At 46.0% G+C, this 25081-nt stretch carries 22 protein-coding genes and 1 pseudogene; 4 read left to right on the top strand and 19 right to left on the bottom strand.

Annotated features, from left to right (window positions below; genetic code table 11):
* Window positions 1-4: 4 nt before the first annotated feature.
* On the bottom strand, window positions 5-727 hold the full coding sequence (locus HWX64_RS04720) for a YwiC-like family protein (protein WP_254871039.1): 723 nt from the start codon (window positions 725-727) through the stop codon (window positions 5-7).
* A 144-nt stretch (window positions 728-871) separates the two neighbouring features.
* On the opposite strand from HWX64_RS04720, the gene HWX64_RS04715 reads away from it, so the two are divergent.
* The 3 genes from HWX64_RS04715 (at window position 872) to ric (ending at window position 3601) form a co-directional block, all read left to right on the top strand.
* Window positions 872-1987: a TIGR04053 family radical SAM/SPASM domain-containing protein gene (locus HWX64_RS04715; RefSeq protein WP_175987720.1), complete on the top strand. Its 1116-nt coding sequence runs from the start codon at window positions 872-874 to the stop codon at window positions 1985-1987.
* A 43-nt stretch (window positions 1988-2030) separates the two neighbouring features.
* The gene (locus HWX64_RS04710) at window positions 2031-2726 is read left to right on the top strand and encodes a Crp/Fnr family transcriptional regulator (protein WP_175987718.1); all 696 of its coding nucleotides are present in this window, start codon (window positions 2031-2033) and stop codon (window positions 2724-2726) included.
* 167 nt (window positions 2727-2893) lie between these two features.
* Window positions 2894-3601 (top strand): iron-sulfur cluster repair di-iron protein, encoded by a 708-nt coding sequence (gene ric / locus HWX64_RS04705; protein ID WP_175987717.1) that lies wholly within the window; start codon window positions 2894-2896, stop codon window positions 3599-3601.
* Here the strand turns inward: ric and HWX64_RS21860 are convergent.
* From HWX64_RS21860 to HWX64_RS04655, 12 genes and pseudogenes are all read right to left on the bottom strand, one after another.
* Window positions 3539-3763: pseudogene (locus HWX64_RS21860) on the bottom strand (hypothetical protein). The gene ric and the pseudogene HWX64_RS21860 sit on opposite strands and share 63 nt — an antisense overlap.
* A gap of 276 nt (window positions 3764-4039) precedes the next feature.
* Window positions 4040-4414: a globin gene (locus HWX64_RS04700; protein WP_175987715.1), complete on the bottom strand. Its 375-nt coding sequence runs from the start codon at window positions 4412-4414 to the stop codon at window positions 4040-4042.
* Between the two features lie 80 nt (window positions 4415-4494).
* Complete coding sequence (locus tag HWX64_RS04695; RefSeq protein ID WP_368495565.1) at window positions 4495-5052, bottom strand: hypothetical protein; 558 nt, start codon at window positions 5050-5052, stop codon at window positions 4495-4497.
* A gap of 10 nt (window positions 5053-5062) precedes the next feature.
* Window positions 5063-5692, bottom strand: coding sequence for an SCO family protein (locus tag HWX64_RS04690; protein WP_175987714.1), 630 nt, complete (start codon window positions 5690-5692; stop codon window positions 5063-5065).
* 93 nt (window positions 5693-5785) lie between these two features.
* A complete protein-coding gene (locus HWX64_RS04685; protein WP_175989641.1) occupies window positions 5786-7465 on the bottom strand; it encodes a cbb3-type cytochrome c oxidase subunit I in 1680 nt (559 codons plus the stop codon).
* A gap of 13 nt (window positions 7466-7478) precedes the next feature.
* Window positions 7479-7949, bottom strand: coding sequence for a cytochrome c oxidase subunit II (locus HWX64_RS04680; RefSeq protein ID WP_175987712.1), 471 nt, complete (start codon window positions 7947-7949; stop codon window positions 7479-7481).
* 12 nt (window positions 7950-7961) lie between these two features.
* Window positions 7962-8090 carry a hypothetical protein gene (locus tag HWX64_RS22075; RefSeq protein WP_303049459.1) on the bottom strand — a complete coding sequence of 43 codons (129 nt, stop codon included), beginning with the start codon at window positions 8088-8090 and terminating at the stop codon, window positions 7962-7964.
* A gap of 288 nt (window positions 8091-8378) precedes the next feature.
* Complete coding sequence (locus tag HWX64_RS04675) at window positions 8379-9158, bottom strand: SDR family oxidoreductase (protein ID WP_175987710.1); 780 nt, start codon at window positions 9156-9158, stop codon at window positions 8379-8381.
* A 158-nt stretch (window positions 9159-9316) separates the two neighbouring features.
* Window positions 9317-11260 carry an FtsX-like permease family protein gene (locus HWX64_RS04670; protein ID WP_175987708.1) on the bottom strand — a complete coding sequence of 648 codons (1944 nt, stop codon included), beginning with the start codon at window positions 11258-11260 and terminating at the stop codon, window positions 9317-9319.
* A complete protein-coding gene (locus tag HWX64_RS04665) occupies window positions 11250-12011 on the bottom strand; it encodes an ABC transporter ATP-binding protein (protein ID WP_175987706.1) in 762 nt (253 codons plus the stop codon). The genes HWX64_RS04670 and HWX64_RS04665 overlap by 11 nt, the downstream gene beginning before the upstream one ends.
* Window positions 12012-12112: 101 nt before the next feature.
* Entirely contained in the window at window positions 12113-13117 is a 1005-nt protein-coding gene (locus HWX64_RS04660; RefSeq protein ID WP_175987704.1) for a sensor histidine kinase, read from the bottom strand.
* The gene (locus HWX64_RS04655; RefSeq protein ID WP_175987702.1) at window positions 13114-13803 is read right to left on the bottom strand and encodes a response regulator transcription factor; all 690 of its coding nucleotides are present in this window, start codon (window positions 13801-13803) and stop codon (window positions 13114-13116) included. The genes HWX64_RS04660 and HWX64_RS04655 overlap by 4 nt, the downstream gene beginning before the upstream one ends.
* 143 nt (window positions 13804-13946) lie before the next feature.
* Between HWX64_RS04655 and HWX64_RS04650 the strand changes: the two genes are divergently transcribed.
* Window positions 13947-14330 (top strand): DUF2512 family protein, encoded by a 384-nt coding sequence (locus tag HWX64_RS04650; RefSeq protein WP_175987699.1) that lies wholly within the window; start codon window positions 13947-13949, stop codon window positions 14328-14330.
* 350 nt (window positions 14331-14680) lie between these two features.
* Here the strand turns inward: HWX64_RS04650 and hflX are convergent, their stop codons facing one another.
* The 6 genes from hflX to HWX64_RS04620 all read right to left on the bottom strand — a co-directional run bounded on the left by hflX (window position 14681) and on the right by HWX64_RS04620 (window position 25075).
* Window positions 14681-15946 (bottom strand): GTPase HflX, encoded by a 1266-nt coding sequence (gene hflX, locus HWX64_RS04645; protein ID WP_175989640.1) that lies wholly within the window; start codon window positions 15944-15946, stop codon window positions 14681-14683.
* 502 nt (window positions 15947-16448) lie between these two features.
* Complete coding sequence (locus HWX64_RS04640; protein WP_175987697.1) at window positions 16449-17906, bottom strand: CoA-acylating methylmalonate-semialdehyde dehydrogenase; 1458 nt, start codon at window positions 17904-17906, stop codon at window positions 16449-16451.
* A 63-nt stretch (window positions 17907-17969) separates the two neighbouring features.
* Window positions 17970-19169, bottom strand: coding sequence for an iron-containing alcohol dehydrogenase (locus tag HWX64_RS04635; protein WP_175987695.1), 1200 nt, complete (start codon window positions 19167-19169; stop codon window positions 17970-17972).
* A gap of 264 nt (window positions 19170-19433) precedes the next feature.
* The gene (locus HWX64_RS04630) at window positions 19434-20813 is read right to left on the bottom strand and encodes a DUF2254 domain-containing protein (protein WP_175987693.1); all 1380 of its coding nucleotides are present in this window, start codon (window positions 20811-20813) and stop codon (window positions 19434-19436) included.
* A gap of 297 nt (window positions 20814-21110) precedes the next feature.
* Window positions 21111-21620, bottom strand: coding sequence for a mismatch-specific DNA-glycosylase (locus HWX64_RS04625; protein WP_175987691.1), 510 nt, complete (start codon window positions 21618-21620; stop codon window positions 21111-21113).
* Between the two features lie 125 nt (window positions 21621-21745).
* Window positions 21746-25075 carry a GH36-type glycosyl hydrolase domain-containing protein gene (locus HWX64_RS04620; RefSeq protein WP_175987689.1) on the bottom strand — a complete coding sequence of 1110 codons (3330 nt, stop codon included), beginning with the start codon at window positions 25073-25075 and terminating at the stop codon, window positions 21746-21748.
* Window positions 25076-25081 lie beyond the last annotated feature (6 nt).

Genomic DNA, 25081 nt, shown 5'->3' with positions numbered 1-25081 from the left:
GATTTTATAGCAAGATGGTTGTAAGTAGAAGGAAAAAGAAAGAGTTTATGATTTCTATGATTCCCAGCTGCATGATTGTCAATTTTTTACCGTGAAGGGAAATGGCCCGGATCAAGCTTGGAACGTATGGCAGCGTCCACATCCAGGATTCCTTCCAAAGGAATAGCAGGAAAATGACAAATGCATGATAGCCCCATGACCACCATTTGAACCTTGTGTTTTTCTTTTCTCTTATCATTGATTTAATAAAAAATGTACTACCTGCAAAATACAAGAATGACAACAGAGCAATATTCCACCCTTCAACAGTCAGACTGCCTGTACTCACGTAAAAACTGGCAAGCCCCCCAATACAAAATACACAAATGGCGAATAGATCATTCGCAAGTGCCCGCTCATTTTTTGTCTTTACAAAGTAGATGTTTAATAGAAAGAAAGGAATCATTGCTAAGCCGAAGAAGACCATTTGCCAGTCATAAACCAAAACGATTGTTAAAAAAACGAATGACGCGGCTAAATAACCGAATGCCCATTTACTATAGAAGGACACCTTTTTCCCCTTCACGACCAGGATCAAAGGATAAGTGGCAAGATACAGTAAGAACCAGCCAATAAACAAAGGAATGTGAATAAGGTGAAAGGTGCTTGCAGAGATCCCCAGGATATAAGGAATCAATAGCATAGCCCAGGCACCATGTTGTTTGGGAAGGACCATTATCACAATCATACACCTGCTTTCCTATCGATGATGCCTTTATCTTACTCCTTAGAGAAAAGAAAGTGTGTGATGTAATTCACTTACTACTCTCTCATCCTTCTATATCATTAAACATATCAATCTTTCAATCATTGCAAGATGGGAGGAAATAAGATGTTTGATATGAATTTCGACGAAAACCCATTTATCGTCATCTGGGAATTAACAAGAGCGTGTGAGCTTCACTGTCTTCACTGCAGGGCAGAAGCACAGTACAAACGCCATCCGCTTGAATTGGATTTCGAAGAAGGAAAAAAACTGATAGATGACATCTATGAAATGAATAACCCCATGCTGGTGTTCACAGGCGGAGATCCGCTCATGCGGCCTGACGTATATGACATTGCATCCTATGCGATTCAAAAAGGAGTGCGTGTCTCCATGACACCAAGCGCAACACCCAATGTTACCAAGGAATCCATTGAGAAAGCGAAAGAAGTAGGTCTTGCTCGCTGGGCGTTCAGTCTGGACGGACCGACAGCAGAAGTACATGACCATTTCAGGGGAACATCCGGTTCATTCGACTTGACCATGAATGCGATCAACTACATTCACGAACTTGAACTTCCTCTTCAAATCAACACCGTCATCTCCCGCTATAATGTCGACATGCTTGAAGAAATGGCCGAATTGGTAGAGGAGTTAAATTGCGTGTTGTGGAGTGTCTTCTTCCTTGTGCCAATCGGAAGAGGTAAAGAAGCAGACATGATTTCACCCGTGGAGCACGAAAACGTATTCCGCTGGCTGAATCAATTAAGCCTCCGGGTGCCTTTCGATATAAAAACCACTGCCGCGCAGCATTACCGCCGTGTGGTCATCTCAGAAAAAATGAGACAAAATAAAGATAAACAAAAAAAGATCCAATACCAGGATGCTTTACACTCAGGCAAAACTGGTCAATTTGATGGTCTGGGACGGGCACCGAGAGGAATAAATGACGGGAATGGATTTGTCTTCATTTCCCATATCGGGGACGTCTATCCCAGCGGACTTCTCCCCATCAAAGCCGGGAATGTAAGACAGCAGCCGCTATCAGAAATTTACCGGCACTCACCTATTTTTAAAGACCTGAGAAATCCTGATAAATATAAAGGGAAATGCGGACAATGCGAATTCCGCTACGTCTGCGGAGGTTCCCGCTCAAGAGCCTATGCGCTGACAGGCGATTACATGGAAAGCGAACCAGCATGTGTGTATATACCGAAGAGCATGAGGAAAAAGAGTGTTTAGATGGTGATAGTGATGATAGTTCAAACACAGAAAGGAGTCCTCCATGTTAAAAAAAGAAGAGATTAAAAAGCATCTGCAAACCGTTCCATTATTCAAGGAGCTGTCTGACGAGGAGCTGCAGCCGATCATATCGATTTCGTCGTCAAGAATATATAATGCCCGTTCGATTATTTTCATGCAGGAAGAACCTCTCGACCGCGTCTTCTTCATCCACTCCGGCATCGTGAAAATTTATAAAACTGATGCAACCGGAAAAGAACAGATCGTATCGGTACTCGAGGATGGTGAAATGTTCCCTCACGCCGGTTTTTTCAGGCAGGGGACTTTTCCTGCTAACGCCGAGGTCATAAAAAAGGCCCAGCTCATCGTCACCCCCATTAAAGATTTCGAGAAAATCCTGATTCAACACCCAGAGCTTTGCATTAAGTTATTCCGGGTTCTAGGGGGTAAAATTGTCGATCTTCAAAGCCGCTTGGAAGAGAAAATTCTCCACAATACGTATGAACAGGTCATTATGCTTCTACTGCGTCTATCAAAGTCCAATGGTGTGAAGCAAGAAAACCTGTATAAAATCACCACCCATTTTACGAACAGAGAACTCGCCAACATGATCGGCACCTCGCGTGAAACAGTCAGCAGAACCCTTAACCAGCTAAGGAAAAAAGATCTTATCGAGCTTGATACCTCAGGCTTCTATGTCATCGACCCTGACAAACTGAAAGAGGAAATCATTCACTGATCGCGGATATGGACGGGTGACTTTGTCGCAGAGAATGGCTGTCAGAAATGAAGTTAACCAGTGATGAACTTCATTCCGATCTGTGATATGTATCACAAAACTCTCGTTCAGTTGTTGATATGATAAAGACAGTTATACAAGTAACACAACAATATGGAGGGATTACAATGACACAAACATTCACAGAGTCATCCATAATAGGGAATATCGTCACAGAATTTCCGAAAGCAAGCGACTTTTTCAAGGCGAATCGAATCGACTTTTGCTGCGGAGGAAATCGCCCTTTAATTGAAGCGATCGAAGAAAGGAATCTTTCTTCAGAAGAAATCCTCACGGAGTTAAATGCACTGTATGATGAAGCGAAGAGATTGAGCGAATCCACCATCAACTGGGAACAGGCTTCATCCACGGAGTTGATTCAATATATCGTCGGTAAACACCACCGTTACTTAAATGAAGAACTGCCGAAACTGACTCCTTATGTGACGAAGGTACTTCGCGTTCATGGGGCACAGCACCCCCATTTAGCACAGATTCATAAACTGTTCCATCAGTTGAAGGCTGATCTTGAGCAGCATACGATCAAGGAAGAAATGGAAGACTTCCCGGCACTTATTGCATTCGAAGAAGATCCAAAGCCTGAAAACAAAGAGAGATTATTGACCATTCTTTCGGCGTTGGAAGACGAGCATCAACATGCAGGGGATATCATAAAAGAAATCCGAAAGGTCACAAATGATTTCACCCCTCCTCTGGGTGCATGCGGAACCTACCGCCTTGTTTATCAGCGGCTGGAAGAACTGGAATCCGATTTATTCGAGCATATCCACTTGGAAAATAATATTCTTTTCCCTCGTGCGGTACAGAAGATTTGATTTAGAACAAAAAGAGTAAAGACGAACAATTTCAGTATAGACTCTTAATGCCGCTATTGATTTCCGTGCAAGACTTCGCTTTCCGCGGGTAGCCCGTGAGCCTCCTCGGCAAGCCTGCGGGGTCTCACATGTCTAGCTGCAGGGCTTAGAGGCACAGGTCATAAGCCAAACCGACCAAGAAGGCAAAGAGCGCCTTCCAGGCCGATTCGTCTTATGCCCCCCACCTCTCTTCAAAGCCCTTCCGCTTTTCTTATAAGCTACTCTTCCCGCAGGAGTCTTCGTCTTGCACTCCAATCAACCGCTGGAAATAGCTAAAATCTACTTGAACATCTAAACTATTAAAAACCTGAACTAATAAGCCTCTTAGAGGACATATTAGTTCGGGTTTTACTTAGACTAAAACACTCATGTCCCAGCCTCTCTTATCTGTCTTCTATATTATTTTGTGTTAATCATGATTGCTGCCACTTGGGTGAGCCTTGTATAGAATACCTCGCCCTCAGGAAGGTCGTTCAAACCTGTTTCTTCGAATGCTTCTTTCATGCAGTGCAGCCAGCACCTTGCCCTCTCTGGAGTGATTTCGAAAGGGAGATGCCTTGCTTTCATGGCAGGCGGACCGAATTCTTCACTGTATAATGGCGGACCTCCGAGAAACTGGGTGAGAAACATGTATTGTTTCCTCATGATTTCCGACATTTCACCTTCAAACAACGGCCTCAGATCTGGATCTCTGTAGACCTTGGGATAAAATGCGTCCACCAGTGCCTGTATCCGGTCAGGACCGATTTCATCGTATAGAGATTGAAATTTCAATTGTACCCCTCCTTGCTTCGTCACTCTTTCTTCACTATATCAAAGAGTAACCTTGCCTTTTGTGACGATCATCACAGGCTTTAATAAGATTCTTCCCATTTTTCACTGAACATGTCATACACGATATAAATACTGATGCAAAGCCCCATCGTCCAGAAACCCCAGCCAAGTGTAACCTGTTCCACAATCAAATAGTTGTTACAGAGCTGGTTTGGAGAAAAGATATAGATCCATCCCATGAGGGCGGATAAAAGTGTAATAATGATAAGGACAACCCTCTTCGTTCCATTGCTTACTTTCGTCCAGCTGTCCCTGAGGGGAACGCCGGCCAAAAATGGTAAACTGATAAACTTAAATCCTTCCATCCACAAGGAAGAAAGCGCCTCATCCATCGTTCTCGGCAGCAGCCAATAAGAAAAGATCAACATAAAAAGAAGAATTCCCGGCTGGCCATTTTCATTCCATCTCCTCAAGAAAGAGTTTTTTTGAAATAAAGGTGCCATCAGCATCCCTGCAATGATCAAGAGCGGCATTTGCATATGCATGTGGACAATCATAACCGATTCAAGCAGCTCGGCTACTGGAGGCAGAATAAGAAAGATGAATAATAAGCTTCCGTAGTAAAAAGATTTCATCATTTCCCCTCCTTTAATTGGCTTCCATTTTGAGATAAGAATCCACAACAGCCGCCGCTCCATCTATGTCTCTATAATCCAGCACTTCCTGGAGCCGCCCCTCCCGATTTACCAGATAGAAAGCAGAGTTATGAGTGAAATTTCCATTGTTATCAGGTATAACAATTACGCCGAAGGCTTCAAGAAGGGCATTCAACTCTCCTTCCTCAGTGATTCTGGCCATTCTCCATTTTTCTCCATCACTACCGAAATAGGCTTTATATTTCGTTAAAGCTGCCGGTGTATCCTGATCAGGAGCAAAGCTGATACTCAGGAACACGATGTCTTCCCCGAGAGACTCCCTCGGCACGTGCTCATAAACCTTTGCCATATTCGTTTCCAGCTGCGGACAAACGGTCGTGCAGGCAGTATAAAAGAAAGTGATAAAGACATATTTCCCGCGAAACTCATCCCATGTGTAAGAAGATCCCTTGCTGTCTTCCAGCACGAGATCAGGTACTTCAGGTTTTTCTTCCTGAAGCTTTAGTAATCTGGCTTCTTCAGCTGTGAAAGCTTTAAATCCGTCTGTTCCGCTGAAAAACAAACCAAATCCGAATAGTAAAACGATTGTGGTCGAGAGAAGGTTTCGGTTTATTGTATTCATTTTATGACCTCCACATTTCGTCCTGTCATTTTTGAAAGATGTGAAAGAGAGCCGCCCGCACCAAACCCTTGGACAGCTCTCTCTTTCAGATCATTACCATGTTCTGAATGGAGGGGAACCCGGTGGTGCATTCATGATGAAGTCCACGATCGGAATGACATACCCCATTGCGACCAATAGCAGCATGATGACAATCCAGCGGCCCCACTTTTCCGTCCAATAAGGGGTTTTCCCGTCCTTGGGATCGCTGTCTGCTATAGGAAATTCCGTTTCGCCTTTTGGTGCCCAGAACATGAGATTCAAGACTATATACACCTGCAGCAGAACTCCGATGAACAGAAGGGTGCCGCCAATTGCGATGAGAAACAAGTATGGATCCCAGCTTAATGCTGCTGCATGATCGCCGTATGTTGTATAGGACGTTCTGCGTGGAGAACCAAGTAAGCCGATCCAATGCATGGAAATAGCCATGAAAATCATACCGACTGTCCAAATGATGGTTTGAATAATTCCGAGCCTATTCATCTTTTGTGTCAGGGTCCGTTTTGAAACCAGAGGTACCAGCCAGTAACTGATTCCGAAGAAAGTAAGAATGACGGAAGTTCCCACTGTTATATGAAAATGCCCTACGACCCACATCGTGTTATGGACGACTTGATTCAGTTGATTCGTAGTTTGTGCAATTCCACCCGCTCCCCCGATGATAAACGCAATCATCGCGATCATCGGAGCAAGGAATCTTACATCTCCCCACGGTAATTTTTTCAACCAGCCAAAGAGTCCTCTTCCGCCTTTCTTCCGCCCGGTCCGTTCAAAAACAGCAAACATAGCATAAGCCGTCATTAAAGAAGGGAAAGAAATGGCCAGACTCATAAACACATGCATATATTTAATTTCCTCTGAGATACCAGGGTCAACGATCTGATGATGGAACCCTCCAGGAATGTTCATTATGACCAATAAGATAATGACAACCCTTGTCAACGTGTCACTGAATCGTTTACCGCCAATGATTTTAGGAACGATGACGTACCATGCCGAAACGGCCGTCAGATACCAAATGTTCACCAATGTGTGTCCGAAAGCCCAGAACAGCGTCCTGCTCAACATGACATTGATCGTATCAATCCAGCCGAAGGCCCAAGGAATAATGATGAACACTTCCAGGGCCACAGGAATACTTCCAAAGAACAGCAGGACAAACACTCCCGTGGCAAAGAAAGCAAGAATCGGGATATGTTCACCCTTGTGCTGCTTCCTCCAGTTGGCGACTGAAATGAATGAACCGAAAGCGCACATCCACACACCCAAAACGATAAAGACCAATCCGATATAGAACAGGGGTGATGCCGCCATCGGAGGATAAAAGGTATACAGGACCGATGCGTCATTTTTCAAAATTGGAATAACCGCCATGACGAGCCCCGCCGTCTTCATGTAAAACCCGATCCATGCCATTTTCCGGACCTTTGGAAGCAGTCCACCTAGAGTATGGGACAAAGCCGCGTAAAAATATCCGATTGTAAAGAACGCAGTCAATACTAAAACAAGCAGAACACCATGTGCAGTCAGCACTTGATAGTAATTTAACCATGGCGGTAATTGAAGCAGGCCGGCACGGTTGAGTCCTTGTAACAGCCCGAGTATCCCTCCCAGAAGGAGGGCAATAAATGCTACTAATAAGTACGTCTTCGAAAGTTTCGCATCCTGTGGAGATACCCCCAGGCTCACATTTTTCTTCACGTTCATTTCCATTTTTCTAACCAGCTCCATCATCCGTCCCTCCTTATTCTGTCACCTTGATGGTCGTGCTCATTGCCTGATGCCCAGCTCCGCAATATTCATTGCACAGTACAAGATAACTTCCAGGTTCATCAAACGTTTGAGTGATTTTCTGAATATACCCCGGCATCACCATTGCATTTATATTTGTATCAGCAACCTGAAATCCATGTGTGACATCCTTCGAAGTTAAGACGAAATGAACAGTAGACCCTGCAGGAACTTCAATTTCACCTGGAGTAAAATTAAATAGTTGAAGAGTCATGACAACTTCGTATTCATTGTCAGCGATTTTCTTTACGCCTGGGTTATCAAACGGAGCCGTTTCATCCACCTGCTGTGGATCGATTGTTTCCTGGTGACTCGGCGGTCCCATTCCGAGGGCAAATGTTTGATATCCGGTAATGAACATAAAAATGAGAATCATTCCAAAACTTGCAATCAGCCAAACTTCTTCTCCTCTACTCAGCTTCATCCTGTAAACCTCCTATACTCTTGAAAAATAAAAACCAAAAAGTAATAGATATGTTAAAAAAATGACCAGTCCGACGATTCCAACCGAGAACCATGTACCCCATTGAACCTCTTTCGATTTCCCTTCCATCTTCTTCTCCAATTCCCTCAATCCCCTTTCACTTATTGAACTTACTGTCATCATACTCAATGACAATTGTGTTTGGAGTGGTCTAAATCACAACTTGAGGGGTTAAATGGAAGGAAACTATTTTAGTGCTTTTTTAGACACAATTAAAAACAGCCTGCTGAATCAACTGGCGGCTGTTCTCACTTTCCATAGACCGGGGAGACAAGCGACAATATCCGCCTATTTCCCCTATATTTCCCGGGCTATATTCGACAATTTCCACATAAAAAAGCCTGCTGAAATTTCAGCAGGCTGCTACACTTATTTACCCAAAAATCCTCCGTTGGATTCCATGATCTGACCGGTGATCCATTGTGACTCGCCGCTTGCAAGGAAGCGGATCAGTTTTGCTGCATCCTCCGGCAGACCAAGACGCCCCATTGGAAACATCGGCAAAAATGCCTTTGAGAGATCTTCGTCGATCCATCCTGAATCGGTCGGACCCGGATCGACGGAATTGACGGTGATTCCGAGTGGTGCAAGTCCAGTGGCAAGCGGCGGCGTGATGGCTTTCAACGCGCCTTTGGTGGCAATATAAGCAAGGTTATCCGGATCAGGTCCCCCTGAAACCATATGGATGATGCGTCCTTCTCCGCCCTCCGGATTCGCCTTCTCGAATGCTTTGGCGAATTCCATTGAAAGCATGAGCGTACCGCGGTTGTTCACGTTATAATGCTTGTCAAGAATGGCTGTATCCAAGGTGCGGAAATTCGAAGGTGCACAGTACGTTGCATTGTTGATAAGGATTTCCGGCGTCCCGAGAGATTCCTTGACGGCATCAAGAATCCTCTGAGGGGTCCCATCATCTTCAAGATCTGCTTCCATATGGGCGGCGCGGACCCCCATCTCGATCAACTTCTCCTCTAACATTCCTGGCCAATCCTTCTCAACACCGTTCCCAGCCGTTTCATCGAATGGTGTCCAGTGGGTGAAGAAAATGTCTGCTCCCGCCTCTGCAAGCGCCAGGCAGGCGGCCGAACCGATCCCGTTTGAACGGCTTGCACCGGTTACGATGGCTGTTTTTCCTTGTAATGAATTCATATAGATTCCCTCCATTTCATTATGCTGTTTGTTTGATAGAGTTTCATCTATTGAATCGTAACCATCATGATCCCTGCTTTCGTCTATAATGATGTATTTTACCAATTTAATAGAAATGAGAAAAGCTCCAACTTTCATCAAACAGGAGCTTTTCACTCTTATAATGCCTCACTGATCACCTTTTTGTAATAGAGCACAGACAGGAAGCCGAATATCGAATATAAGGCGGCATACAGGACCATGACGATGACCATCGGAATGTCGAATTCCCCGCCGAATAAAAACCAGCCCGACTTGACGGCAAAATAACTATGAAGCAGTCCGACCATAAGCGGAATGCCGAAATTGAAGAGCTGTTTGGCCCTGATACCCTTGATCAGATCGGATCGGGTGAAGCCCAGCTTTCGAAGGATCGTATAATTCGGCTTCTCGTCTTCACTTTCATCCATTTGCTTGAAATAAAGGATGCAGCCTGATGTAATAAGGAAGGTCAGCCCCAGGAACCCGACGATGAACATAATGAGACCAATATTCCTTTTCTGTTCACCTTCCAGAACCTGTTGTGAATCATGTTCGAACCCTTCAGAAAAACCGAGCTCATGGAAAAGATCATTTGCTTCATCCAGTTTTTCGTCACTATCGATATCGACACCGATATAGATGTTCGATCCTTTCTGGATCGAAGGATCAAGATCTTGTTTCAACTCCTCAAAAGTGGCGTCATCCACGACTCCAACTGGTGAACCTCCTGCTGTGTAATACCATGAAATTGGGTAATCATCCCGCATACCCAGATATTCCTGTTCGAACGATTCAGTCTTCCCCTTTAATACGATCTTACCTGAATCGGCGAGCGGCAGTACTTTATCCAGCAGATCGCTGTATCCACTGAACAGGACTTCGTCTCTCTCTACATCGACCCCTTCGATTTCATTTTCACTGATGAAGGAAGTCGGCATGGCTTTAAGTGTGCCATTTACAGCAAAATCAGATTCGGTGATGTCTTCAAGGTCGGCAGCAACCATGATCACGTCCATTTCCTCTTTGCTGAACTCGATGTTGTTTTGTTCCAGTTTATCTTTGAACTTTATAAAAGCTTTTTCAGATGTGAAAGTGAAATCGGATGGAACATTATCCTCTGCCAATTTTTCTGCAGAGTAGTAAGAGATGTAGCTTAATGACAGCAAACCGATGGCCAGTGCCGATACCGTAGTGATGATGGTCAGCAGCAATGCATTCGATTTCATCCTGAACATGACGGATGAAAGGGACATCACCTCGTTAATGTTCAGGTAACCGCCTTTCTTTTTCCTGATCATCTGAAAAATGAAGCTGACGGAGCCTTTATAAAACAGATACGTCCCGATGATGACCGATGCCAGGATAAAGATCATCGCGGCGAAAAGCTCCTGCATCGTTTGAAAGTCTCCTTCAAATAGCTTGGAGGAAACATAGTAGCCGGCAGCGATCAGGACCATCCCAAGGATCCCGAACATCATGACCCACCCCGACACTTTCTTCACTTTTGTTTCGGTGGAAGAACGCACCCTGAAAAGTGCCAGAATGCTCTGTCTCTTGATAAAAAAGAAGTTCATCAGCATGATCAGGATATAGATCGCGCTGAAGACGATGACAGTCTGAATCAAGGCCCGCGTTGAGAAATGAAGTTCTGCAATCGCATCAACACCAGTAATGTTGAACATGATCATGATGATCAACTTGGAAAATGAAAAGCCAATCAGGATACCAAGAACCAGTGAGCCGAAATACAAAAGAAAATTCTCAACGGTAAGGATCCAGAAAATCTTCCTTTTTGTCATCCCAATCAGCTGGAATAGACCGATTTCTTTGCTTCTCCTTTTGATGAAGATAGTATTCGCATAAAGCAGAAAAATACAAACGATGGCTACTAGGAGAACCGACCCCGCTTTGATGGCAGCCCCTCCTTTGATTGATCCCTTCGCTGCATCCATCGATGGATCATATTGAAGGGTAACAAACGCAAAATAAAGAGCGACACTGAATACGAGTGCAAATACATATAGGTAATAATTTTTGAGGTTCTTCTTCAGATTCCTGAAGATGAGTGTATTAACGTTCATTCTGGACACCGCCCAATACACCCTGTGTTTTCATGACATCCTTGAAAAATGCCTGTCTTGATTGGTCACCTTTATTCAGCTGGGTATAGATTCGCCCGTCTTTGATGAAGATGACCCTGCTGCAGTAGCTGGCAGCGACGGGATCATGTGTGACCATGACGATCGTCGATTCAAGTTGGACGTTTAGTTCCCCCAGTTTATTCAATAAGTCGGATGCCGATTTGGAATCAAGCGCCCCTGTTGGCTCATCGGCAAAAATGATGCTTGGTTCGTGGATGAATGCCCGGGCGGCAGATGTGCGCTGTTTTTGTCCCCCTGAAATTTCATTCGGGTATTTATCTTTGAGCTCCAGGATCCCAAGCTGGCTCGCCAAGGTATCGAACTTACTTTCCGCTTCTTTCTTAGGTGTTTTCGTGATTGAAAGCGGAAGCAGGATGTTTTCTTTTACCGTCAGGGTGTCGAGCAGATTGTAATCCTGGAAAATGAAACCGAGGTGATTCTTCCTGAACTCCGCAAGCTTCTTCTCTTTCATCCGCGTCATTTCATTATTCTCGATCTTGATGGAACCTTCACTCACCTTATCAATGGAAGAAAGAACATTGAGGAGGGTGGTCTTCCCTGAACCTGACGGACCCATGATGCCGACAAATTCACCCTTGGTAATTTGAAGGTCGATCCCTTTCAGCACCTCCTGCTTATTGAACTTGTTCCCGTAACTTTTATGAAGTTTCACTGCTTCTAAAATCGTCATACTTAAAAACTCCCTTGATTTGATACTCTTATTATAAAAAAACAGGAAAGTCTTTTTCCTTTTATTAGCCGAACAAATTAGAAAAGCATGTGACATTTTTGTCACATGCCTCTTGTGTCTACAAATTCATTCTCCTCAGGGAAGATGAGCGTAAAGGTAGACCCTTCCCCCGGGACGGATTCTGTCTTTACGTCAATATGAAGTGTCCCGGCCACTTTCTTTGTCAGGTACAAGCCCATGCCTGTAGAAGCCGTGTTTTGGTGATTGATGGTAGACGTAAAACCTTTTTCAAATATTCGCGGCAAGTCTCTCTGGTCGATTCCTTTTCCGTAGTCACGGATTTTTAGGATAGTATGTCCATGTTCCCGGTCGCTCATGATCTCGATATCACTCTCTTTGCTGTATTTGACGGCGTTCGTCAACAGCTGCCGCAGGATGAAGGCAAGCCACTTGCTGTCGGAGAGGACGTCTTCTACCTTCAGGTTAATATCAAATCCGATCCCTTTTTGGATGCACCAGGACTGCACAGTTTTAATTTCTCCGTAAATCAATTCCTCAAGGTCAGTCTTCTCTATGTACAGATCGTTTTCAAGAAAATCAATTCTTTTATGATGAAGCTGCTGGTCGAGGAGCAGATGGATCCGGAGCCATTCATATTTCAAAGATGCTTTGAGCTCGGGGTCATTAAGTCGTTCGATAATCAGGCTCATCGCTGTCAATGGGGTCTTTACTTCATGAATCCAAGCTAGGAGTTCATCCTTTTCTTGTTCGATCATTCTTCTGTTCGAAGCGGCTTCCCCCCTCAGCTGTTCCGCCTGTAACGTCATGCTCTGGTGAACCACTTTTTCAAACGGGGTTCGGGGTTCAGGCATTCCTGTTATATGCAGATTCACGTCCCATTCGTTCAGCGCTCTATAATATTTGGTTTCTTTGTGATAGCGGACCACGATGAAGAGGAGGAAAATCAGAGTCGAAAGGAAGACCACATAGAAAGTTGATGAAACCGGCAAGGATGTATCAAGGTAAGCGACAAAGATGAGGAGTCCCTGTAGACTGATAAAGAGCATAATCCAGCTTATTTTTTCCCTGATAAATTGACCGATCATACATGTTCCTCTTCCAGAGCCCTGTATCCCTGACCCACTTTGGTTTCAATTTGATTCCCCAAGCCGATTTCATCAAGCCGCTTCCGCAGCCGATTGACGTTGACCGTCAAAGTATTGTCGCTGATGAACCGTTTATCGTCCCATAATGAATGAATCAAGCTGTCCCTGGTGACAATTTTATTTTTCTGGCTGATCAAAAGCTTCAGGATGAACATTTCATTCTTGGTAAGCTGGATGGTCCCTTTATCATTCTTTACTGTATTACGCTCATGATCTACAGCAGCTCCGCACCACGTCTTCAAAGTCACTTGTTCTGTATTGTAGTTATAGACGCGCCTGAGCGTTGCCTGCACCTTCGCGATCAGAACATCAAAATGAAACGGCTTCTGGATGAAATCATCCGCCCCCAGCTGCATCGACATGACCATATCTGTCGGGTGGTCCCTGGACGACAGGAACAGGATGGGAACATTTGAATGAGCCCTGATCATCCTGCACCAATGAAAGCCGTCATACTTCGGCAGCTGAATATCAATGATCACCAGATCCGGCTTGACTTCAGAGAATTCCTCTATCACTTTACTGAAATCTTTTATTCCATAAACGTCATAAGACCACTGAGACAAGCGGTTTTTCACTTCATTGAATAGAGTTGTATCATCTTCGATTAATAAAATCTTAAACACATGCATCACCACGTTTGTAAGTTACTTACAGTGTATAGGATAGCGGCATATTTTTCTAGGAAATGCAGCGGCATTGTTTATTTTACATCAAGGCGGGAAATAGAGTTGAAACGACGATGAAAGCCTCTAGGGAGGAGATAAAATTGAAACATGCAAAGGCGTTCGCTATTAAAGGACTCGTGAACCTGGCTGTGTTTTCATTCGTTCTGAGCCTTGGATTCCGCATTTCTGCTGAAAGTACTGCAATCATCGCCATTCTATTTGGAGCCATATCTTATGGTGGGGGGGATTTGGCTTTTTTACATAAGACAAATAATTTCATCACCACCGCCGCGGAATTCATCATGGCATTCTTTCTGGTCTGGGCAGTCGTTTCCGTGATAGAAGGGTTGGCCACAAATGTTGCCCTTCCCTCTGCATTCATTTCTGCTTTGCTTATCGGGATAGCAGAGTTTTTCTTTCATTTTTATATTCTCAAAGAGAAGCTCGGTGCAGTGGACGACGGGTCCATTCATCTGTCAAAGTAGTGTTTTAACAGTTATTCATATGATAGAAAAAGAGGCTGGGACAAAACTAAAAAACCCCATATAAAGACGAACAATTTTTCTTAATGCCGCTAATGATTTCCGTGCAAGACTTCGCTTTCCGCGAGTAGCCCGTGAGCCTCCTCAGCAAGCCTGCGGGGTCTCACATAAGCTACTCTTCCCGCAGGAGTCTTCGTCTTGCACTCCAATCAACCGCTGGAAAGAGCTAAATCTAAATGTACATTTGAACAAATTAAAAACCCGAACTAATTTGCTTAATAGAATACAAATTAGTTCGGGTTTTACTTAGACTAAAACACTTTTGTCCCAGCCTCTTTTCTCTTATGCCTGGTTTATTGAACCACATACTCCCGGTACTTCTCATAATCAGCGCTCCTGCATTCCACGGTCAGCTTTGTTCCATTCTCTTCGTATTCCGTATGAAGCACGTTGGCATGTTCATTGAAGTAGGAAATCAGCTGGCCCTGGCTGAACGGGATGAGCATGTCGCATTTCTTATAGTCTTTAAAAACATGGCTCTTGATGACATCAATCAGAGCATCGATGCCTTTTCGTTGTTTTGCAGATAGGTAGACTCTGTCATTTACGACGCTGCCGACCTTCTCTTCATCGACCAGTTCCGCTTTATTGAAGGCATAGATCACCGGGATGTCCCCGACTCCGATATCATCGAGCGTTTCGTTCGTGACCTTCATCAATGTTTCATGATGGGGATCGGAATAATCGACGACGTGGATGATGAGGTCTGCTTCTGCCACTTCCTCAAGCGTCGAGCGGAAAGCCTTGACAAGGTGATGAGGCAGCTTGTTGACGAAACCGACCGTGTCGGTCAAGAGGAATGCCTTGTTGTCAGGGAGTGTGATGTTCCTGACAGATGTGTCCAATGTGGCGAACAACATATCTTTTTCAAATACCTGCTTGCTTTCACCCGGATTGAATGTTTCAATCAGTGCATTCATCGTCGTTGATTTACCGGCGTTCGTATACCCGACGAGCGATACGATCGGAAGACCGCTCTTTTTCCGCTGTTTCCGCTGTGTTTTGCGCAGCTCGACCAGCGCTTCCAATTCTTTGTTGAGCGCCGTGATGTTATCTTCAATGCGACGGCGGTCAAGTTCAAGCTTCGTTTCACCCGCCCCCCTGTTCGCAAGACCCGATCCCCCGCCTTGACGGCCAAGTGATTCCCGTCTTCCGACAAGTCTCGGCAGCATGTATTGAAGCTGCGCCACTTCTACCTGAAGCTGTGCCTCTCTCGTTTTAGCGCGTTCCGCGAAAATATCGAGGATGAGCATGGTGCGGTCCATCACCCGGATATCGAGTTTTTCTTCGAGTACCCTGATCTGTGACGGCGAAAGCTCGTCATTTGCAAGGAGGACATCCGCTTCCATTTCCTCGATTAAAGGCAGAAGCTCATCGATTTTTCCTTTTCCGATATAGTGGACATGATTTCTCTTCGGCAGGTTCTGCGTCATTTCTGCCATGACATCGATGTGTCGCGCTTCCGCCAGTCCCTTTAATTCAAGCATGCTGTATTCAAAATCTTCTCCCTGTTCCTTTGTGTTGACACCCAGGGCGATGGCTCTTAAACGTTCTTCCATCATATATATTCACTTCCCATTCTAGTAATATTGAAAAAACACAGGCCGCTGCCTGTGTTTTGTTGTAAATGGATCCGTCAACCGGTCACGTGCAACTATTTTCGTTCGAAAACAGCGGTCCGCGTTCCTTTCTTGCATGGGGCCGGCATGACTATGGAGTACCCTTTTACACCAGGTGTAAAACTTTGGGGTATCCACTCCAAGTCCACTATTCAGTTCTATTTTTAAGACATAAAAAAAGAAGAGTTTCGTCCCCTCTTCTTCACCGTCAAATGAAGTTTCCCTTAAAAATAGGCAGACCAATTCCATTTACCCTGCACACAGGCAGAGCCTTTGAACATATTCAATTATCTGTTCATAGCGCGGAATCGAAGTCTGATTAAGATCAAAGGGAAAACCTCCATTTCTTGTAAGTTATGAATATCTTACCACAGAATACCCGTTGTGGGAAGACCATTATTGAAGGCCCGTCCCTCTACGTGCGAGGGACGGGCCTTCATGTTTACCAGCGTGCAGTGAGCATCTTGCGTCTAGTATAAAATTCGACTCCATCGGATCCGTTCGCATGCAGGTCTCCGTAGAAGGAGTTCTTCCAGCCGGAGAATGGGAAGAATGCCATCGGTGCAGGTACGCCGATGTTGACACCGAGCATGCCGACCTCAATGAATTCACGGAAATAACGGACGTCGCTTCCGTCTTTCGTGAACAGGCAGGCTCCATTTCCGAAGTCTGATTCATTCGTCAGTTTGATCGCATCTTCAAGGGTTTCCACGCGCACAACCGACAGCACCGGTGCAAAGATCTCGTCCTTCCAGATTTTCATGGAAGACGTGACATTGTCAAAGATGGTCGGGCCGATGAAGTAGCCATTATCCTTGTATGCCTCATCATTACGGCCATCACGGACCAGTGTCGCTCCTTCATCCACTCCGCTCTCAATGTAGCTTTCTGTTTTCTTTTTATGATCATCCCTTATGACAGGCCCGAGGAACACATCTTCATCCATACCGTTGCCGATTTTAATGGCATCCGCCTGTTCATTGAGTTTCTTGATCAGGGTATCCGCAACGTCCCCCACTGCTACGACAACGGAGCAGGCCATGCATCGTTCACCGGCAGACCCGTATGCAGCAGCGATGATTTCTTTGACGGCAGCGTCAAGATCCGCATTCGGCATCACGATGGAATGATTTTTCGCTCCTGCAAGCGCCTGTACGCGCTTGCCGTTTCCTGCAGCGGTTTTATAAATATACTCCGCCACCGGCTGCGACCCTACGAAGGAAATAGCCGGAACATCCTTGTGCTCAAGAAGACCGTTCACCACGTCATGTGCACCGTGCACGACATTCAGCACCCCATCCGGGAGACCCGCTTCCTGGAAAAGCTCCGCCAGACGGTTGGCAAGAAGAGGCGTCCGCTCGGAAGGTTTCAGGACAAACGTATTCCCGCATGCGATCGCGAGAGGGAACATCCAGCAAGGCACCATCATCGGGAAGTTGAATGGAGTGATGCCCCCGACTACGCCGACAGGATACCGGTACATGCCCGATTCAATATTCGTCGCGATATCCGGAAGCTGTTTCCCCATCATCAGGCTCGGTGCACCGGCAGCAAACTCGACACATTCGATTCCGCGCTGGACTTCACCATAAGCCTCTTTAAAACTCTTCCCGTTTTCTTCCGTGATCAGCTTTGCAAGCTCGTCCCAGTTTTCGACAAGCAGCTGCTGGTATTTAAATAGAATGCGTGCACGTTTGGGTACAGGCGTCCTGCTCCACGATTGGAACGCTTCTTTTGCAGTATTGACCGCGTCATCCACGTCCTGCTTTGATGAAATCGGGACCTGCGCCAGTTCTTCCCCTGTAGCAGGATTCGGTACAGATTGGTAGTGGTCGGTTTTAGCGTCCACCCACTTACCGTTAATAAAGTTTTTCAATGTGTTAGTCGTTGCAGTCGCCATGAATGAATTCCCCTTTCAAGAGTGGTTTTCAATAGGTTATTGAATCTTTTTTTGTCTGCGAAACTACTTTTCCACCTTTTCCTCTGAAGCAAACTGATAATCAAAACAGGTACGATAAAGAGCCTCCAGTTCTTCCCTTTCCGGCACACGCGGGTTATTGGCCGGGCTGCCGCTGATAAAGGCATCCTCCGTCATCTTGCCCACTGCTTTACGGAACGTTTCTTCATCGACTCCCCATCCCTTCAGGTTCGGGATATTCAGCTGCATACAAAGTTTTTTGACCGCGTTCACTGCGATTTCAGCGCATTCTTCATTCGAAAGATGACTGTTTTCTTTCTCAAAAAAACGCCCTACATCAGCCAGGCGTTCGATGCAGTGCTCTTTGCTGAATTCGAGGACAGCCGGCAAAAGCATCGCATTCGAGTACCCGTGCGGAACATGGAATAAAGCACCGATCGGCCTCGACATCCCATGAACGAGGCATACCGAAGCATTTGAGAACGCCATGCCCGCCTGCATGGCAGCAAGGCTCATCGCTTCACGTGCATCCACGTTTTCACCATCATGATAAGCGGTGAGCAGGTTGTCAGCGATCAGTTCCATCGCTGCAAGAGCAGCCGTATCGGTCATCGGGTGAGACTTTTTCGACAGGTACGCTTCCACTGCGTGGCTTAACGCATCCACCCCGGTCGCAGCCGTCACACTTTTCGGCGAAGAAATAGTCAAGAGCGGGTCGACGATGGCGACATCCGGCATAAACGCAGGCTGCTTGATCATCATTTTAACGTCATTTTTCGTATTGGTGATGACCGTCACATCGGTTGCTTCCGAACCCGTACCCGCTGTTGTCGGAATGGCGATATGAGGAAGCGGCGCTTTATCGGCCAGTCGACTGCCGCCCATATACTCCCCGATATAACCGCCGTTCGTGGCCAGCACGGCGATCGCCTTGGCCGTATCGATGCAGCTTCCCCCGCCAAGGGACACGACCAGATCACAGTTTTCTTTTTCAAGCATTTCCAGTGATTCAGAGACATATTGATCTGTCGGTTCGGAATCCACACCGAGATATACGGCACTCTCCACACCTTGTTCTTGTAAATACTGCCGGCACTCACTGACATACCCCAGTTCGTCCATGATCTTATCACTTACGATCAGGACCTTTCCGCCCCGCTTAGCCGCTTCCCTGCCGACATTCACAAATGCCTTTCGACCGTAAAAAATGGACTCCGGTACACGAAAACAAGCAAACTTCTCCACAGACTTGCACCCCTTTATCTTTTAATGCACTTCCCCTCAATCAAAGCATGCCAAAAACAGATAGGGTCTCTTATGCAGTCCAAGCTTCTCGTATGTACCCCCCACTTAACGACAAAAAATCAAAATATTTAAACTATTCGTCTAGTATAACAGAAAATAAAACGCCCGTCCCGCGTCACGCTGCAACGCCTGAGGGTCGGGCCTTCAGCACGGTGAAGCGACGCGGGACGGGCCTTTATCATGATAAAGCGGGACCGTTTGGCTCTATTTTTTGATTTTCTTCATCAGTTCATCAAAACGGTCTGTATTTCCAGTGGTTTCGGCAATCTCCTTCAGGACGTCGTTGAATCGATTGATGTCCAAGTCATAGAGAAGGTCATGGTCGAAGCCGATGGCAGTGTATTGGGTGAAATCCCAGACGTGCTGATGGTCTTTTTCATCGATTGCATGAGCAATGGCATTCAGGACGTAAAGCAATTCCCCTGTTATAACGGCATCTTTTTTCGCATAGTGCCTGATCGATGCAAAGCCGCGGTAGAGATAGTCTGCATACGTCAAATTATTAATGATGACGCGCAGATTCCCATCATCGTCTGTGAGGTACGGGGAGAATACTTCCATTTCCGAGAGTTGAATGAGCAGGTCGCCGATTTGATAGATAATATTGGTCGCCGTCTTCGGATCATCATTCCCGAGTGCCCTGATCGCGATTTCCACAAATTTATTGATGCTGAATTCAATGTCCTGCAGCTCGGTTTGATTTTTACCTACCTGAAACATCTCCAAATAGCTGCCTTCATCTATTTCAAAGTCAGTTGAAGGATTCCAATATGTTAATAAAGGGGTCGACCGGAAGACAAAGCTTCCTATACGGTTCTCTAACTGGATGATCAGGTTGTCTTTGGTTGCTTTACGGATCAGCTCAGCAAAGTCAATCTTCTGCAGGTAACCAGACTGTTCTGCCCTCAACGTTGTGCCTTCTCCGCCCGGCACCTGCATTTTGACGGCACCGGGATTCTTTGCTTTATGCGGCTTCAGTTCATAGACGAGCGAGCTTTCGATGATATCCACGGATTCAAGCTTGATCTGCTCGGTCAGATTGGTCACTTGCAGCCATGTGACGATATGATTGATGAAAACAGCGAACGTACTGATCGTCAGGAGCGCGGTCAAGACGGCAGTTGTTGGAATCAAACTGTATGCCTGAGCGGTATCTTCATTGATGAAAAATAAACAAAATAATACATATAGAAAGCTTCCGCTGAAAATCCCAAGTGTTCTCTGAGTCACTTTATTCATCATGAAATTCTTCAGGATCCTTGGGGAGAACTGGCTTGAGAATGTAGACAAGGCACCTAGGACCCCGTAAAAAGTAAAGGTGGTCAGCGATAAGATCCCGGCGGTCAATGTACTTAAAATCGTCTTTGTCAGTCCGTAATCGACCCTGAGGAAAGAAGGCATCCCCTGATAAATATTCATTTTCAGATCCACCCAAATGGTGATGAAGACCAGTAAGATGGAGAGCAACGCATAAATCATCGGTGTCATCCAAAGGTTGGAATACAGCTCATTCCACTTCTCCCGCTTTGTCATTCTTGCGTAGCGTTTCGCTGCGGCTGGTATTTTTTTTAACATGTCGATCATCTCTCTCACACCCTGTATATCTGAAGTATCCAGCTGAAAATGTTCAACTTTTCCGTCCTCTTCCCTCGTGAAGAATGTCTTAAACCTCGATTGTAAGACGATTGTAAAGAAATTGGAATGTCCGTCCCTGAATGATGAAAAATCAGTTGAGAAAATGGCTTTCAATATATGCAGGTTAAACCAGGTCCTTTCTTACATTCTGCTAATCATCATTTTTTATCCCCTGACCTGCATATAAAAAACCCCCGCATAAGCAGGGGAGTAACCAATTATCATCATTTATCCTTCTGATCAACCTCAAACAGGGCTTTCCTCCCTCAACAACTTTCGATAAATATCCGCGATTTCTTCTACCTTCATCCGTACAAGTCCGCTGGATGACGGGGCTACGAAGTCACGGACTCCTTCGACGACCGACTCTTCCTGCCATCCCCAGGGAACCTTCTTCTTCTTGGCAAACTGCTGATAGACTCCTTTGCCGACAAAACAGGCAGTACGGGGTCTATATGTTTCCAGTTTCTCTTTCAGGATGACTCTTCCTTCTTCATATTCATCCTTCGTGATTTCAGAAGCATCCTTCGTTGGCCGTGCCACGATATTGGTCATTCCATAACCCAGCTCTATCAAATCCCCGTCCTCCTCGGTCCGGTATAAACGGGGCGTCAAGCCCGATTGATGGAGGATTTTCCAGAACCTGTTCGTCGGGTTGGCATAATGATGCCCCGTTTTACCTGACATGATGCTTGGATTGAAGCCGATAAATACGATATGCAGCCCTTCTTGCAAATGATCCGGTATTGAACTCAAATGCTCACCTTCTCTCTTGGTTTGCTGGTATCACCTATTTTATCGGAAAAGAAGGTGAAATCAAATTCATGAGAACAGAAAAACCTGCCCCAGGGTAATGAGGCAGGCTTTCCACTATGATGCTATTAGATATAGATGTCTATTTTATTGCTGTCTTCTTTCAGGAGCTGCTCGAGTTCTTCTTTTCTCACGCGCACCCCTCCGCTTCTGTAGCGGTTGGAGACGGTTTCGCCGGCGGCTTGCTGTCCATTGACGACAACACGTTTGCCATCAGCGCTTCCCAGATGGTAGACAAATGTGACCGGACGATGGTTGTACTTGAATTCAAATGTCAGCCCATCGAGGTGTTCAGGAAGAACCGGATCGATCACGAGGTCCTCACCTTCCTGACGGACACCGAGAGCATTTGAAATCAACTGATTCATGTAGATTCCAGGCCCGCTTGAATAGATTCTCCAACCGCCTTTGACCGGTACGGAACCGTCACGCAGCTCCCCGAATCGATCCTGTGCTTCATAGCGGGTGTTGAATTTACCGTCAGAAGAACTGAAATATGCATTGCTCTGGCGCCTTTCCGCATTTGGAACAGCATCTTTCAGCCCGACTGGATTAATGATCTCCAATCCATTCCACACTTCATCCGTGTATCCCAGTTTCGCCATCGCTTCCACGTAACGGATGTGGGCATGGACATATTGCAGACCGATTTCACGGCCGAAGTTGGAAGCCTGTTCGGCGCGTTTGAAGTGCGTGCTGACTCCTCCTGCATACTTGGCCGGGCGGTTCATGAGACGGACACCGTCAGGACAGTATAAGTGCTCCTTCACCAAGTTATAGTGTGAAGCAGCCTGTTCAGGAGTGAACAGCTCTGAAATGATGCTTCGGTTCATCGGGAGCAGGCGGTAATGGATGCCTGTTTTCGTATCCGTCGGATGAACCATGAACTCAGGTTTCCCCGCTTCTTCCATATACACGAATCCAGGAATGACATCATCTTGCAGGATATACTTGTTGAAATCCTGCTGGATGCCTTCTGCGAGGGCGCGGAACTCCTGCGCTTCTTCTAAAACCCCTTTGAGCACAGTGGACAGCTTCACGACCACTTGATACGTCAAGGCAACTGTCCAGCTGCTCGCCATATATTTCTTCAGGTTGGCATTCGCAGGCTGAAGCGTATCATCCCAGTCCCCGTCTCCGTAGGAAGACAGGAATGTATCATGCAAGAAGTTTTCCTTGATATAGGAAAGTTCCTTACGGATATGATGGAGAAGCGTCGCTTTCTCTTTCGTGAATCCGAAACCGTCACGCTCTGTATACGGGATTTCTTCTTGTAAAATCCGATAATCATTCGTCGCAGCAATATAATCGCTTACTACTTTCAGCGGCCAGACGATGATATCCCCGTGGCTGTCGTCCTGCTGGATCTTGTAATATTTATCGAACATGAACCATTGCGGCCAGTTGCCGTTATCTTCGTATTGATGGGAGTAGACGGTCTTGATGATTTCTTTCACAGACTCATAGTTCTGTGTCGCCATGAAGTATTCAGTCGGTCCCTGACACACATCTCGCGTACCCCACGCTGCTCCGCCATATTGCTCTAACCCGTGCGGCACTGAGTAGTGAACAAGCATGTTATGCGTATACCACCAAGCGAGCGAGTTCACTTTATCAAGCTCCGCAGACATCCCTTCACCTTGTGAAAGGTTGAATCCGTTCATGACCCCTCTATAGTATTCGCGGTATTTTTCGATCTCTTCATTTATGTCGCGTTTCACAAAATCAATCTCTTCTCCATTCAGAAGGCCCTGAACGGTCAGGTTCCATTCCGCTGCGGCGCTGACGTCGAGTACGAGCAGGGAAGCTGCCCCTTCTTCTGCATGTTCTGCTAGCTTTTCTTCACGGCCGACCACGACTTCTGCGCCGTCCACCTTCATCCGGTAGCATAAACGAGGGAAAGTTGAACTGCTGTCCGAATCCCGATCGGCAGTGACCGTCAGCACGTCACCCTCCTGTTTGAGTTGGAATTCTCTTTCATATTCATTGTTATTCATCGTCACCTGGTTCGATACCAGATAACGGTATGCCCTGCCGTTTTCAGATTTCACATGGAGCTGCACTTCTGGTGAATCGACCACGGTATAATTCGTCACGACGATCATATCGTCCTCAGTCTTGTAGTACCAGCGGGCGTAGTTGAAGCCTACCTCGAACATCGATGGCATCGTCAGCAGACGGTACTCACCGTCCACCTCTACGTAAATACGCTGCCCCGAAGTCTTCATGACATTCAAGTGGCTGCGCTGATTCGTCAGCATTTTATTAAAGGAAGTATTTCCTACCACAAGCTGCGAGTTGAACAATCCGTACATGAACGATGTCGTCGTGATGGTATTATCCTTCAGGCGGTGGTTTTCACCCGACATCAGAATATGCCCGTGAGGCCTTTCCACCATCAATTCCTTCTCTTTCAACACGACATGCTCATGTGTATCCGTGAAGAAGGATAGAAGCGCATCGCCTTCCCGCTCTTCATTATGACGGGCTGCAAACCGGTCCTCCACCTCACTTTCAGTCATCGAAAGAGTGTGCAGCGGCTTGCCGATTTCAGGTCTTAACCTGACGGCATCGCCTGAAGTTCCGAATGCTGAAACGATCCCTTGTGCTTCTTCCCAAGCTGCTGCAATTTCATCTTCATATTCAAGCGATTCGATCGCCTCTGCATGGTCTTCTTTGAACACCCCGTAGAACGTAAAGCGTTCTTTGCCATTCAATGCGACTTTCGGAGACCCAAGAGCCGTATATGCGAATTCATACTGATACACTTCATTCGCAAGCGACTCTTTCGTGAGGATTTCCGGCTCATCGCATTCTTTATAAGACAACCCGAAGAATTGAAAGCCGTCAGTGGAATAGCCTGCCGCTTTCCCAAGGGCCCCCTGCTGAAGATAAGGGAATCCACTGGACTGCGGCTGATTTTGCCTGGAGCAGACGACATATCCTTTTTCTTCACTTTCAAAAACTCGGTGATCGATGTATTGTGACATATAGGCTTCATTTGAGCGGACCGCGCCTTTATCTGCAAGACCAAGGTCTTGTCCGTAGATCAGGTCAACTTCAACGTCTTTCCCGTCTACCGTGATATCCCAGAACCAGATTCCTTTATCAGTCAAAGTGAATACGACTTCATACGAAACACCTTCGAATGAACCACTCCATTTCACCTGCGATTCAGCCCACTCGACTGTGCTTTCTGACTTTATACCAACCATCGGTACGAACTTGATTCCGTCCCCTCCATGGATTCGTAAAAATAGATTATTCAATGAACCGTCGATAGCATTGGTCATCAGTCCGTTCACCATGATGTCCTTATGAGTAACAGCAAACAAGTCGCCGCGTGGTAAAAAGTTAAATGTCAGCTCTCCCGATGTAAGTGCAATGTTTGAATTCATTTTTTC

Source organism: Bacillus sp. Marseille-Q1617 (assembly GCF_903645295.1).
Taxonomy (GTDB): Bacteria; Bacillota; Bacilli; order Bacillales; family Bacillaceae_B; genus Rossellomorea.
Note: the sequence above shows the minus strand (reverse complement) of the source record. Positions and strands in the feature narration are given on the sequence as shown.

What these genes read in the sequence shown, in the direction of transcription:
- HWX64_RS04720 (WP_254871039.1), bottom strand. Translation starts at nt 727, where the DNA reads ATGATTGTGATAATGGTCCTTCCCAAACAACATGGTGCCTGGGCTATG.
- HWX64_RS04715 (WP_175987720.1), top strand. Translation starts at nt 872, where the DNA reads ATGTTTGATATGAATTTCGACGAAAACCCATTTATCGTCATCTGGGAA.
- HWX64_RS04710 (WP_175987718.1), top strand. Translation starts at nt 2,031, where the DNA reads ATGTTAAAAAAAGAAGAGATTAAAAAGCATCTGCAAACCGTTCCATTA.
- ric (WP_175987717.1), top strand. Translation starts at nt 2,894, where the DNA reads ATGACACAAACATTCACAGAGTCATCCATAATAGGGAATATCGTCACA.
- HWX64_RS04695 (WP_368495565.1), bottom strand. Translation starts at nt 5,052, where the DNA reads ATGATGAAATCTTTTTACTACGGAAGCTTATTATTCATCTTTCTTATT.
- HWX64_RS04690 (WP_175987714.1), bottom strand. Translation starts at nt 5,692, where the DNA reads ATGAATACAATAAACCGAAACCTTCTCTCGACCACAATCGTTTTACTA.
- HWX64_RS04685 (WP_175989641.1), bottom strand. Translation starts at nt 7,465, where the DNA reads ATGGAGCTGGTTAGAAAAATGGAAATGAACGTGAAGAAAAATGTGAGC.
- HWX64_RS04680 (WP_175987712.1), bottom strand. Translation starts at nt 7,949, where the DNA reads ATGAAGCTGAGTAGAGGAGAAGAAGTTTGGCTGATTGCAAGTTTTGGA.
- HWX64_RS04675 (WP_175987710.1), bottom strand. Translation starts at nt 9,158, where the DNA reads ATGAATTCATTACAAGGAAAAACAGCCATCGTAACCGGTGCAAGCCGT.
- HWX64_RS04670 (WP_175987708.1), bottom strand. Translation starts at nt 11,260, where the DNA reads ATGAACGTTAATACACTCATCTTCAGGAATCTGAAGAAGAACCTCAAA.
- HWX64_RS04665 (WP_175987706.1), bottom strand. Translation starts at nt 12,011, where the DNA reads ATGACGATTTTAGAAGCAGTGAAACTTCATAAAAGTTACGGGAACAAG.
- HWX64_RS04660 (WP_175987704.1), bottom strand. Translation starts at nt 13,117, where the DNA reads ATGATCGGTCAATTTATCAGGGAAAAAATAAGCTGGATTATGCTCTTT.
- hflX (WP_175989640.1), bottom strand. Translation starts at nt 15,946, where the DNA reads ATGGAAGAACGTTTAAGAGCCATCGCCCTGGGTGTCAACACAAAGGAA.
- HWX64_RS04640 (WP_175987697.1), bottom strand. Translation starts at nt 17,906, where the DNA reads ATGGCGACTGCAACGACTAACACATTGAAAAACTTTATTAACGGTAAG.
- HWX64_RS04630 (WP_175987693.1), bottom strand. Translation starts at nt 20,813, where the DNA reads ATGATCGACATGTTAAAAAAAATACCAGCCGCAGCGAAACGCTACGCA.
- HWX64_RS04620 (WP_175987689.1), bottom strand. Translation starts at nt 25,075, where the DNA reads ATGAATTCAAACATTGCACTTACATCGGGAGAGCTGACATTTAACTTT.